This window comes from Paraburkholderia sp. J11-2, from assembly GCF_905220185.1.
GTDB lineage: Bacteria > Pseudomonadota > Gammaproteobacteria > Burkholderiales > Burkholderiaceae > Paraburkholderia.
In genome coordinates this window covers 209234-221843 of the sequence record NZ_CAJMYY010000002.1, presented here as the reverse complement: position 1 = coordinate 221843, position 12610 = coordinate 209234, and the positions used below count along the sequence as shown (strand labels likewise).

Sequence of the window (12610 nt, the reverse complement as noted above, 5' to 3'; positions counted from 1 at the left end):
AATGAAAGGCCGGTCATGCTGCTCCTGCAGATTCTCATCGACGGCTTTGCCATCAGCTCGCTCTACGCGCTCGGCGCCATCGGCTTTACGCTGATTTTCGGCGTCTCGGGCATATTGAATCTCGCACACGGCGGCGTGATGCTCGTCGCGGCGCTGATGGGCTGGATGCTTGCGGGCGAAGCCGGCCTCGGCACCTACCTCGGCACGCTGCTCGGCGTGGTCGCCGGACTCGTCGCGGCCTACGTCACCTACCTGATGGTGGTGCGGCCCATTCAGCGCTCCGCCGCCATTCCGAACGAAGAGAAGGAAATCTTCGTGCTCACCGGCACGCTGCTGTGGGGCATCATGATCCAGCAAGGCATGGCCTGGCTCTTCACCGACAACCCGGTGACGATGCGCCCGCTCATCAGCGGCGTGGCGATGATAGGCAGCGTGCGCGTGCCGTTCAACGAGATCATGATCGCCGTGGTCTGCTGGGCCGTGATCGGCCTGTTGTGGCTGTTCGTGAACCGCACGCGCGCGGGCAAGGCGCTGCTCGCGGCCTCGATGAATCCGCGCGGCCTCACGCTGCTCGGCTTCGAACTCTCGCGCATCTATCTGCTCGCGTGGACCATTTACGGCGTGCTGGCGGGCATTGCGGGCGTGTTGCTCGCTTCGTTCCTCGGCGTGAGCACGAACAACGCCGGGCAGCTCACCGCGAGCGCGTTCTCCATCGTCGTGCTGGGTGGCCTCGGCAGCGTTTCCGGGTCGTTGATGGCCGCGTATGTCGTGGGCTATCTGGAGACCGTCACCGCGTACCTCGTTGCGCCGACGCTGCGGCCGCTGCCCGCGCTGCTGCTGCTGGTGCTCGTCGTGTATGTGCGGCCCCAGGGTTTCCTGGGCCGCCGCTAACCGAACGCAGGGAGCATCGACATGTCCGGTCTTCTTCGTTCGCGTGGGGTATGGGTGGCCGTGTTGCTCGCCGTTGCGGCGGCCACGCTGCCGTGGTGGATGTCGGGCTATATCCTCGGCGTGCTCACGGTCGCGTATTACTTCGGCGTGTTTGCCATGTCGTGGGACCTGCTGTTCGGTTTTGCCGGCGAGGTGAATTTCGGCCCCACGTTTCTGATCGGCCTCGGCGCCTATTCCGCGGCGATCATCGACGCTCATTGGGGCATGCCGATACCCGTTTGCGTGATCGCGGGCGGCCTCGTCGCGCTGGTGGGCGGGCTGCTGCTCGCGGTGCCCGCGCTGCGGCTGCGCGGTCCGTACTTCGGTCTCGTCACGCTCGTGGCGGTGCTGCTGCTGCAGAACGCCATTGTGATCTTCGCGGGCGTGACGGGCGGCGAGATCGGCATGATGGTGCCCGACGTGATGTCCGTCGACGCCAACCACAACTACTGGATCGCGCTGGCGTTTCTGGTGGTGTGCGCGATCCTGCTGTTCGGCCTCTCGCGCTCGGCAATCGGCCTCATCTTGCAGGCGAGCGGCCAGGACGCCACCGGCGCGCAGGCGCTGGGCTTCAACGTTACGCGGCACAAGCTCGTGGCCTTTTGCATCAGTGCCGTGTTTTCGGGTGTGGCCGGCGCGATGCTGGTGTTCTATCAAGGCACGGCTTCCGTGAGCACGGTGGTGGATTTGAGTGTGGGCGTGCAGATCATCATCGCGGCCGTGCTCGGCGGCCGGCGCACGATACTCGGTGCGGTGCTCGGATCGATCTTCCTGATCGTGGCCGGCGAATTTCTGCGCCCGCTCGGCCAGCTCAACACGTTCGTCGTCGCGGCAGTCGCGCTCGCCGCGCTGCTGTTCTTTCCGGACGGCTTGCTCGGCAACCTGCTGCGCGCGAGGGAACGCCAATGAACGACACGCCGCTGCTCTCAGTTCGCGGGTTGACCAAGCGCTTCGGCGGTCTCGTCGCGGTGAAGGACATTGGCTTCGACATCCGGCCCGGCGAGATACTGGGCCTGATCGGACCCAACGGCTCCGGCAAGTCGACCGTGATGAAGCTCATCATGGGCATCGAGCGGCCCAACGGGGGCTCGGTCAAGGTGAACGGCGTGGAGATGGCCGGCTGGGCGCCGCACCGCATCGCGCGTGCGGGCGTGGGCATCGTGTTCCAGCATTCACGGCCGCTGCATCGGCAAACGGTGCTGGAGCACATCAAGCTCGCGCTGCTGCCCGATTCGCTGGTGAAGCTGGCGGCAGAACCGCACGTGCATCAGCGCGCGCAGGAAATTGCCGCGCGCGTGGGCCTTGCCGCCGTCATGCACCGGCATCCCGCCACGCTGCCTTTCGCCGACCTGCGCCGCATGGAAATGGCGAAAGCGATTGCGCGCGACCCGAAGGTCGTGCTCGTCGACGAGCCGTTCGCAGGACTCACGGTTGCGGAGTCGGAGGCCTTCTCCGAGCTGATACGCGGTTTTCGCGCAGAGGGCCGCGCGGTGCTGCTGGTCGATCACAATGTGAAGAGCCTCTCCGCGCTGGCCGACCGCGTGCTCGCCATGTACCTGGGCGAGCACGTCGCCGAAGGCACGGCCGAAGCGGTGATGCAAAACGAAACGGTGCGCCGCGTGTATCTGGGCGGCAAGCTCGAATTGCGCCAGCGCGCGAGCGTCGCGGGCGAGGCGAAGCGCGCCATTCTCGAGGTCTCGGACGTGCGCGTGCTGTACGGCAAGGCATGTGCGCTCGACGGTGTGAGCCTCCACGTTCGCGAGGGCGAGTTCGTCTCGGTGGTCGGCCTCAACGGCGCGGGCAAGACCACGCTGTTCAACGCGCTCTCGGGCCTCCTGCCGTACAAAGGGACGATCCACTTCGACGGGCGCGACCTGAAGGGTATGAGCGGGGCGGCCGTCTCACGCGCGGGCCTCGTGCAATGCCCGGAAACGCGCGAGCTGTTCGGCGACATGACGGTGCGCGAGAATCTCGAACTCGGCGGCTATCATCTTTCGGACGAAGTGCGCAAACAGCAGCTCACCTGGCTCTTCGACCTTTTTCCCATTCTCAAGTCGCGCCAGGGGCAAACCGCGCGCACGCTCTCGGGCGGCGAGCAGCAAATGCTGGCCATTGCGCGTGCGCTCATGCCCCAGCCCAAGCTGCTGATTCTCGACGAGCCGACGCTCGGGCTTGCGCCCGTGATCCTCGAACAGTTGTCGAAGGCGCTCGATGCGCTACAGCAGTCCACGCCCATTACCGTGTTGTTAGGCGAGCAGAACGTTCGCTTCGCCCTGCCGCACGCGGACCGCGTTTATGTGCTGGAGCACGCGCGCATTATCTGGGAGGGCAGCGCTTCGCGTTTCGAAGCGGAGATGGGCCGCGGTTTTCTCGAAGCCGTGCCCACGAGCGATCCTCAGGCACTGACCTCGGGCGCTGCGCGTTGAGGACCAACCCAGCGCGCGGGCATTACACCTGGGCTTCGGCCTCAGCTTCGGCCACGGCCTCGGTGCCTTGAGGTTCCAGCACTTTCACGTCGTGCAGCCACCGCGTGGCCTTGGCGATGGCGCGCGAGAGCCGCGCCACTTCGTTGAGCTGCTCGATCACGTCGTTGGCGAAGCGGAAAATGAACGCCGCGCCCTCGTTGCGCAACTGCAGCGCGGACAGGATGCGTTGCCGCGCCGAGTCGGACAGCGCTTCGATTTCCGGCTTGGCGTTGACGATGCGCGTCACGACGTCGGCCTCGGGGTGCGCGATCATCTGCACGGCCAGCGTGAAATGCTCGATCACGGACCGGCCGAATTGCAGCAATTCGGCGTTGCTCGCCAACACGCTCACGTCTGCGCTTTGCGCGGCACGCCTTTGGCTCAGCGCGAGCATGCTCGTCGTGGCCACTTCGCGGATAGCGTCGAGGCACGTCGCAATGCGCGCGAGGTCGACCAGTTGCCGCCCTTCGTCGTCGCTATGCACGGCGTCGGAGAGCTTGCCGATATAGGTAAGAATGGCGGTGGCTAGCGAGTCCGCCGCCTTGTCCTCGTTTGCCACCGTGGAAAGCGCCTGCGAGGAACTCTCGGCCAGGAGCTTGGCGCTTTGCTCGACCAGAAGCTGCACGAGCTTGCCGAGCGAAGCCAGTTCCAGTTGCACGCGGGCAATGGCGAGCGCCGGCATTTCGACCAGCGTTTCGTCGAGGTAGCGCGGCACGCCTGGGTCCTGCCAGGCTTCGCGTCGCACCGGGGCCAGGCGTTCGGCGAGCTTCGCAATCGGCCCGGTGAACCAGATCAGCACGAAGGTGCTGAACACGCTGAACACCGTGTGCGCATTGGCGGCCTGACGCGGTGTTTCCGCCGCGAGGCGCGCAGTGCCGCTCAAGTCGGGCGCGGAAGGCGAGATCATGCGTATGAAGTCGGCGAACTGTGGAATCGCAAAGGCGAAGAACAGCACGCCAAGCACGTTGAAGAGCAGGTGAACGATACCGACCTGCGCCGCTTCCGCCGACTTGCCGATCGAGGCGAGCAGCGCCGTGCCGCAGGTGCCCACGTTGGCGCCGAGTATCAGCGCAATGCCCGATTCGAGCGGAATCAGCCCCTGGCTGCCGAGCGCTATGACGATGGCGAGCGTGGCCGCCGAGCTTTGCACGATGGCCGTGAACACCGCGCCGATCACAATGCCGACGAGCGGATTGCGCATGTCCTGCATCGCGTCGATGAACGGCTGGTAGTCGCGCAAGGGCCGCGTGGCGTTGCCCATCATCTCGATGCCGAGGAACAGCAAGCCGAGCCCGAGCAGTGCGCCGCCCAGCTCGCGCAGCGTTTCGCGTTTCGCAAAACCGTAGAGCAGGAAGCCACCGGCGAGCATGAACGGCACGAGTGCGGAGATATTGAACGCGATGATCTGCGCGGTGAGCGTCGAGCCGATGTTGGCCCCCATGATCATCGGAATGGACTGCCGCAGCGTCATGAGCCGCGCGGAAACGAAGCCCACCAGCAGCACCGTGGTGATGGTCGACGAATTGAGCAGCGCCGTGATGCCGGCGCCCGCTAGCACGCCGCGAAAGCGGTTGGCGGTGAGCGAACCCAGCAGCGATTGCAGGCGCGCGCCGGCAAGCGTCTTGAGCGCCCCCGTCATGAGGTCCAGCCCGAAGAGGAACAGGGCGAGGCCGCCGACGAGCAGACCAATCACCTCGACCAGATTCAGATTCGCACCAGGCAGCATGGCTATGGGCCCTCGCTCTCGAGTCGGGACGAAACGATTCTACGCGTCATGGTACTGCCTTGTGGCCGCGGCGCGCGATGGCGGGCTCACGGACCGCTTGAGCGCCGGTATCGAGCGAATGACGAGCTTCTCGAGCTCCACCACGAGGAAGAACAGGATCGCGCCCGCCACGAGCCAAAGCCAGGCCGCGAGCGGCAGCGACTCGGTTTCGAAGATGGCGTGAAAGGGCAGCGTATAGGTGAAGAGGATCTGCAGCACCACGACCGCGCCAATGCCGTACCAGAGATACGCGTTGCCCATGTGCGCGCGCACCGATAGCGCCGAATTGATCAGCGAGCGGCTGTTGAGCAGATAGAAGACCTGTCCCATCGTGATGGCGTTGACGGCGGCCGTGCGCGCCATGAAGTCCGATGCGCCCTGCGACTTCATCCAGAAGAATGCCGCGAGCGTATAGAGCACGAGCGCGGCGCCGACGAAGAGAATGCGCCACACGCCGAATGGTGTGACGATAGGCCGGTCGATCGAACGCGGCGGGCGCTGCATCACGTCGTCCTCGTGCGGCTCGAAGGAAATGACGAGGCCGAGCGCAACGGAGGTGACCATGTTCACCCACAGCACCTGCGGCGCAGTGATCGGCAGCGTGAAGCCGAACAGGATCGCGATGGCAATCACCGCGCCCTGGGCGATATTCGTCGGCAGCATGAAGAGCATGGCCTTTTCGATGTTGTTGTAGACCGTGCGCCCTTCCTTCACCGCCGCGGAGATCGAGGCGAAATTGTCGTCGGCGAGGATCATGCCCGCCGCTTCCTTCGTCACTTCCGTGCCCTTGATGCCCATTGCCACGCCGATATCGGCCTTCTTGAGCGCAGGCGCGTCGTTCACGCCGTCGCCCGTCATGGCGACCACCTGGCGGTTGGCCTGGATCGCCTTCACGAGCCGCAGCTTGTGCTCGGGACTCGCGCGCGCGAACACGTCCACGTCGCGCACGCATTCCTGCAGCGCGGCGTCGTTCATCGCCTCGATCTCGGTGCCGGCCACGGCCGTCTTGCCGTCGCCGATGCCGAGCATGCCCGCTATTGCCGCCGCCGTGACCTTGTGGTCGCCCGTGATCATCGTCACGCGAATACCGCCGCCGTGGCATTCGCGCACGGCGTCGATTGCTTCTTTGCGCGGCGGGTCCATGAGGCCCACGAGGCCGAGCAGCACGAGCGTCTTCGGCAGGTCCTGCGGGCCGAGGTTGCCAACCTGGAGGCCGGGATCTGGCAGCCACGCCAACGCCAGTACGCGCTCGCCTTGCGAGGCGAGACGTTCGCCTTCGCGTGCGAAGCGCTCGCGGTCGAGCGGCGCGGGGCCGCTAGCCGTTTGCTGGCGGTCGCAGTTCTCGATGATCACTTCCGGCGCGCCCTTCACGAGCAGCATCTCGCCTTGCGCCGACCGGTTCAGCGTGGCCATGAACTTGTGCTCGGACTCGAAGGGAATGCCGTCGATGCGGGGTGCGGCGGCGGCTTCCGCGCCGCGGTCCATGCCGAGCTTGCCGGCGAACGGATAGAGCGCGCCCTCGGTCGGGTCGCCTTCCACCTTCCATTTGCCGTCCTCCTCGAAGAGTCCGGCGTCGTTGCACAGGATCGATACGCGGCCCATGAGCGTGAGGACTTCCGGCGGCGCGGCGTCGAGCGCCTTGCCGCCCGCGCGGACTTCGCCTTCAGGGGCGTAACCGTCGCCAGTCACTTCATAGGGCGCTTCTGCCGTCACGACCGAGGTCACCATCATCTCCATGAGGGTGAGCGTGCCGGTTTTATCCGAGCAGATGCGCGAGACGGAGCCGAGCGTTTCCACGGCGGGCAGGCGGCGGATGATGGCGTTGCGCTTCGCCATGCGCTGCACGCCGATGGCGAGCGTGATGGTGATGAGCGCTGGCAGGCCCTCGGGGATCACCGACACCGCAATGCCCACCACCGCCTGGAACAACTGGATGAAGGTCATGTGGCCGAGCCAGTGGCCCCACGCGAAGAGCAGCACGCTGAGAATGCCGATGGCGATCGTAATGACGTATCCAAACTTCTTGATCTGGCGAAGGAGCGGCGTTTCGAGCGCGCTGACCTCGGCGAGCATCTGGTTGATGCGGCCAAGCTCCGTTTGGCTACCCGTTGCGACGACGATGCCGGTTGCGCGGCCCGAAAGGACCATCGTGCCGGAAAACGCCATGTTTTCGCGGTCGCCCACGGTGGCTTGCGCCGGCACCGCGCCGGTGTTCTTCTCAGCAGGCACCGACTCGCCCGTGAGCGCCGCCTCTTCCGTGCGCAGGTTTCTCGCCTCGACTAAACGGATGTCCGCGGGGATCTTGTCGCCCGACTCCAGCAACACGATGTCGCCGGGCACGACCTCGTCGGCGGGGATCAGGCGCACCTCGCCGGCGCGCAGCACGCGCGCTTCGGCGGAAAGCATGTTGCGAATCGAGTCGAGCGCTTTCTCGGCGCGCCCTTCCTGCAGGAAGCCGAGCAACGAGTTGAGGATCACCACCGCGAAGATGATCGAGGCGTCGAGCCACAGGCTCAACATCAGCTTGATGAAGCCGGACGCGAGCAGCACGTAGATGAGCACATTGTTGAACTGTGCCAGGAAGCGCACGAGGGGGCCGCTTTTCTTCCCCTGGGGCAGCACGTTCGGCCCATAGGTACCGAGGCGCTGGGCGGCCTCCGCCCCATCGAGCCCTTGCGACGGCTTCACCTTGAGCTGGCGCTCGATCTCGTCGGCAGGCATGGCGTGCCACTGCGCCGCGCCTGCGCTTGCGCCTGTTGCCGCTTTCTCCCCAGAACTCATCTTCGCCCTCCGGTTGCACAGAGATTCAACGCAATAGTAAGTTTTTTTCGCGGCAGGCACGCGCAACCTGGTGCGCGCAACATCCGTTGGAGCGAGCCGCGGCGGGATGTATGGCAACATCTCCTTGCCACGACCCGCCCGAGTCATTCCATGCGCATCACGCCACTGCCTCCGCTGCCCTGCCTCGTCGCGTTCGAAGCCGCCGTGCGGCACGCCAGCTTCACGCGCGCGGCCGCCGAACTGCACCTTACGCAAAGTGCAATCAGCCGCCAGATCCAGCAGCTCGAAGATTTTCTTGGCCGCTCGCTGTTCGTGCGCGAGCACCGTTCGCTGCGGCTCACGATAGCGGGTGAACAATATGCGGCGCAGGTGCAGCGGCTTCTCACGCAATGCGCCGAAGCCACCTTCGACGTGATGAAGCACTATGGCGACCTCGAACTAACCATTGCCTGCTCGTCGGGCGTGGCGGTGCTATGGCTCACGCCGCGCCTGCCGGCATTTCGCAAGGCGTATCCCAACATCAAGCTGCGCCTGATCGTGCGCGACGGGCTCGCCTCGATGTCGCCCGCGGAGTTCGACGTTGGCGTGTATTACGTGCGCCAGCAGGCGCCCGCGCATTTCACCGCGCGCCGCCTCTTTAACGAAGAAGTGTTTCCCGTGTGCTCGCCGGGCTATCTCGCGGGCCGCTTGCTTGCGCCCGCCGACCTCGCGAACGAAACGCTGCTGCTGCTCGAAGACGGCCAGCGCCAATGGATGTCGTGGCCCGAATGGTTCGACCTGAATGGCGTGACGATGCCGAAAACACCACAGGGCCTCACGATCAACCACTATCCGCAGCTTGTGCAGCTGGCCATACTCGGCCAGGGCGTGGCGCTAGGCTGGCGCTACATGATCGACGCCTGTATTGACGACGGTTTGCTCGTGCGTGTGGGCGAGAGTTCGGCGAGCCACGGCGGCGGCTATTACGTGATCTCGCCCAACGACCGCGCGCAGAACCAGGCGGCGCGTTTGTTCACACGTTGGCTTTTCGAGCAGGCGGAGGCGCAGACGGCGGTGTAAGCAGCGTTCAGGGGCCATGCATGCGCCCAGCGCATGCATGCATGCGTATCTTTCGTTTCAGAAATTAATCGTGCTGTCATTAGCATGGGGAGCATGTTGGGGCTCCGGGCGCGTGGCAGTTGGCGCGCAGCTACGATTAATCTGATCAGGAAGACACCATGCAAGGAACGCTTTCACCTCGCGTCGCGCATGACGCCGTCGCGACAACCGCGCAGCAGCGCCGCCGCGCGATCATCGCGACGGTACTGGGCAACGGCCTCGAGTGGTTCGACTTCACGGTGTACAGCTTCTTCGCTGTCATCATCGCGAAGCTGTTCTTTCCAACCGGCAACGAGCTGACCTCCGTCCTGCTCACGGTGGCGACCTTCGGCGTGGGCTTTTTCATGCGGCCCGTAGGCGGCATCGTGCTCGGCATCTATGCCGACAAGGTGGGCCGCAAAGCCGCGCTCTCGCTCACCATCTTGCTGATGGCGTTCGGCACCGCGCTCATCGGGCTCGCGCCCACCTACGAGCAAGCCGGTATCGCCGCGCCGCTGCTGATCGTGCTTGCGCGCCTGCTGCAGGGTTTCTCCGCAGGCGGCGAGATGGGCGGCGCCACGGCGTTCCTTACCGAGTACGCGCCGCCGGGCAAGCGTGCCTACTATTCGAGCTGGATTCAGTCGAGCATCGGCTTTGCCGTGCTGCTGGGCGCGGCCACGGGCACCTTCGTGACCTCGTCGCTCGACGCGCAGTCGCTGCATAGCTGGGGCTGGCGCCTGCCGTTCCTGATCGGCATTCTCGTGGGGCCGGTCGGCTATTACATCCGCAGCCATATCGACGAAACGCCCGCGTTCAGCGCCGTGGAAGCGCAGGCGAAAGACAATTCACCGCTCAAGGAAGTGTTCGAGCGCTACCCGCGCGAGACGTTCGCGAGCTTTTCCATGGTCATTCTCTGGACGGTCTGCACCTACGTGCTGCTGTTCTACATGCCGACCTATTCGGTGCGCACGCTGCACTTGCCGCAGTCGACGGGCTTTTCCGCGGGCATGGTAGGCGGCCTGATGATCATGTGCGGCGCGCCCATTGTGGGCAAGCTGGCGGATGCGTGGGGCCGGCGCGTGTTCCTGAGCGGCGCCGCGTTCCTGATTCTCGTGCTCGCATGGCCCATGTTCACGTGGATCAACCACGCGCCCGGCTTCGCTTCGCTCATCGTGTTTCAGGCCGTGTTCGGCGTGCTGATCGCCGCCTACACCGGGCCGATCCTCGCCGCCTTCTCCGAGTTGTTCCCGACCAAGGTGCTCTCGACCGGCCTTTCGGTGGCCTACAACTTCGCGGTCACGATCTTCGGCGGCTTCGCGCCGTTCCTGATCACGTGGCTCATCGCCCGCACAGGCAGCAACATGGCGCCCGCGCTCTATGTGATCGTTGCGGCCGCCATCAGCCTGGTTGGCACCTTCTTCGTGAAGGACATGCGGCGCGCGAACTGAACGACTCTATAAGGAATCCAGACAATGGCCATTACGGTTCTCAAAGGCGGCAACGTACTCGATCTCGAACGCGGCGTGCTGCTCGAACACCATCACGTCGTGATCGAAGACGAGCGCATCGTGGAAGTGACCGATCGCCCCATCGATCTGCCGAATGCAAACGTGGTCAACGTGCGCGGCAAGACCGTCATGCCGGGCTTTATCGACTGTCATGTGCACGTGCTCGCCTCGAACGCGAATCTCGGCGCGAACGCCATGCAGCCCAATATACTCGCGGCCATCCGCTCGCTGCCGATTCTCGACGCCATGCTCTCGCGCGGCTTCACTAGCGTGCGCGACGCGGGCGGCGCCGACTGGAGCCTGATGCAGGCCGTGGAAACGGGCCTCGTGCCCGGGCCGCGCATCTTCCCCTCGGGCAAGGCGCTCTCGCAGACGGGCGGTCACGGCGATTTCCGCCCGCGAGGCGACCTGCTCGAACCGTGCTCGTGCTGCTTTCGCACGGGCGCGATTGCGCGCGTGGTGGATGGCGTGGATGCCGTGCGCCTCGCCGTGCGCGAGGAGATCCAGAAGGGCGCCACGCAGATCAAGATCATGGCGTCGGGCGGCGTGGCTTCGCCTACGGACCCCATCAACAATACCCAGTACTCCGAAGATGAAATTCGCGCCATCGTGGCGGAGGCGCAAGCAGCGAACACCTATGTGATGGCGCATGCGTACACGGGGCGCGCAATTGCGCGCGCGGTGCGCTGCGGCGTGCGCACGATCGAGCACGGCAATCTCGTGGACGAAGCGGCCGCGCAGGTGATGCGCGAGTTCGGTGCTTTCGTGGTGCCGACGCTCGTGACCTACGACGCACTGGCCACACACGGCGCGCAGTTCGGACTGCCGCCGGATTCGGTGGCGAAGGTGGCTTCCGTGCAGCAGAAGGGGCGCGAATCGCTGGAAATCTATGCAAAGGCCGGCGTGCAGATGGGCTTCGGCTCCGACCTGCTCGGCGAGATGCACGCGTTCCAGACCGGTGAATTCCGCATTCGCGCGGAAGTGCTCGGTAATCTGGAGGCGTTGCGTTCGGCTACGAGCGTGGCTGCGGAGATCGTGAACATGAAGGGCGAACTGGGCGTGATCGCGGCGGGCGCCATTGCCGATGTGGTGGTGCTCGACGGAAATCCGCTCGACGACATTGGCGTCGTGGCCGGTGAGGGCGAGCGGATCGACTATGTGCTGCAGCGGGGGAAAATTGTGAAGGCGCGGGTGGAGGGCTGATCGCCCTCGGGCATGAATCAATTTTCCGCGAAAGCGGGGCGATCCGGAGGAGCATCGGCGCCGTTTTGGGACGGACTCGCGGCCACGGCCGTTTCGATAAGGAAGGATTCGATGGCCGCGGCAAGCGCGAGGGGTGTTTCATTCATCGGATAGTGGCCGGCGTTCCTCAGTATCTCAACCGTGGCCCGGGGATAGCGGAGGAGGTAGGTTTTGGCCATCAATGCGGCGTTGAAGGTGGGATCGTGCTCGCCCACCAGCACCTTCACCGGATGCCTGCCGGTGATCGCGTCGCTGAAGTCGGTATCGGCCCACGCACGGAAGTACGCGGCGAACGCATGCGGGCAGGAATGCGTTGCCGACCAGGCCGCTTTCCAGTCGACCCAGGACGAGGGTAACCGTCCGCCGGTGCTGCGATCGATGATGGTTCTCCGATTGTCGATGGACCCGGCGGCGTCTTCGAGCAGGCGCCGCGTTGCCGCATCGTATGCAATGCCGCCGCATGGAACCGGCGCGACTGCAACCAGTGCCCTGACCCGCTCGGGAGCACGTGTCGCAATCCGTTCGATCGCCATGCCGCCCATTGAATGACCCATCAGGCTGAAGGTGTGAAAGCCGAGCGCATCGGCAAGCGCCAGCGCATCGGAGGCGATCTCATCGACCGTGTAGTCTCCGCGCGCTTCCCGCATTTTTCCGTAGCCGCGATAGTCCATGAATACGTAACTGAAGGCGTGGCCAGACAGCCAGGGTTCAATCTGCTCGAACGAATGAGCGTCACCGAACCAGCCGTGCAGAACGAGGACGGGGTGAGGGCCATGTCCCACGCGATGAAACGTATTGGGCATATCGACTCCGAAATGAATGGGATGGGCAGATCGTAAGTC

9 protein-coding genes are annotated in these 12610 nt (G+C 64.9%); 6 read left to right on the top strand and 3 right to left on the bottom strand.

Annotated features, from left to right (window positions below):
- Positions 1-15 precede the first annotated feature (15 nt).
- The 3 genes from U5A57_RS03230 to U5A57_RS03220 are packed head-to-tail and all read left to right on the top strand — an operon-like array spanning position 16 to position 3356.
- Complete coding sequence (locus U5A57_RS03230) at positions 16-891, top strand: branched-chain amino acid ABC transporter permease (protein WP_321908130.1); 876 nt, start codon at positions 16-18, stop codon at positions 889-891.
- A gap of 21 nt (positions 892-912) precedes the next feature.
- Positions 913-1839: a branched-chain amino acid ABC transporter permease gene (locus U5A57_RS03225; protein ID WP_321908129.1), complete on the top strand. Its 927-nt coding sequence runs from the start codon at positions 913-915 to the stop codon at positions 1837-1839.
- Positions 1836-3356, top strand: coding sequence for an ATP-binding cassette domain-containing protein (locus tag U5A57_RS03220; RefSeq protein WP_321908128.1), 1521 nt, complete (start codon positions 1836-1838; stop codon positions 3354-3356). Before U5A57_RS03225 ends, U5A57_RS03220 begins: the two co-directional genes overlap by 4 nt.
- 22 nt (positions 3357-3378) lie before the next feature.
- Here the strand turns inward: U5A57_RS03220 and U5A57_RS03215 are convergent, their stop codons facing one another.
- On the bottom strand, positions 3379-5121 hold the full coding sequence (locus U5A57_RS03215; protein WP_321908127.1) for a Na/Pi cotransporter family protein: 1743 nt from the start codon (positions 5119-5121) through the stop codon (positions 3379-3381).
- A gap of 39 nt (positions 5122-5160) precedes the next feature.
- Entirely contained in the window at positions 5161-7941 is a 2781-nt protein-coding gene (locus U5A57_RS03210; RefSeq protein WP_321908126.1) for an HAD-IC family P-type ATPase, read from the bottom strand.
- A 150-nt stretch (positions 7942-8091) separates the two neighbouring features.
- Here U5A57_RS03210 and U5A57_RS03205 point away from each other — a divergent pair, with 150 nt between their 5' ends.
- The 3 genes from U5A57_RS03205 (at position 8092) to U5A57_RS03195 (ending at position 11729) form a co-directional block, all read left to right on the top strand.
- The gene (locus tag U5A57_RS03205; protein ID WP_321908125.1) at positions 8092-9000 is read left to right on the top strand and encodes a LysR substrate-binding domain-containing protein; all 909 of its coding nucleotides are present in this window, start codon (positions 8092-8094) and stop codon (positions 8998-9000) included.
- A 158-nt stretch (positions 9001-9158) separates the two neighbouring features.
- Positions 9159-10466 carry an MFS transporter gene (locus U5A57_RS03200; RefSeq protein ID WP_321908124.1) on the top strand — a complete coding sequence of 436 codons (1308 nt, stop codon included), beginning with the start codon at positions 9159-9161 and terminating at the stop codon, positions 10464-10466.
- A 24-nt stretch (positions 10467-10490) separates the two neighbouring features.
- Positions 10491-11729, top strand: coding sequence for an amidohydrolase family protein (locus U5A57_RS03195; RefSeq protein WP_321908122.1), 1239 nt, complete (start codon positions 10491-10493; stop codon positions 11727-11729).
- A gap of 17 nt (positions 11730-11746) precedes the next feature.
- Here the strand turns inward: U5A57_RS03195 and U5A57_RS03190 are convergent, their stop codons facing one another.
- On the bottom strand, positions 11747-12571 hold the full coding sequence (locus U5A57_RS03190) for an alpha/beta hydrolase (protein WP_321908121.1): 825 nt from the start codon (positions 12569-12571) through the stop codon (positions 11747-11749).
- Positions 12572-12610 lie beyond the last annotated feature (39 nt).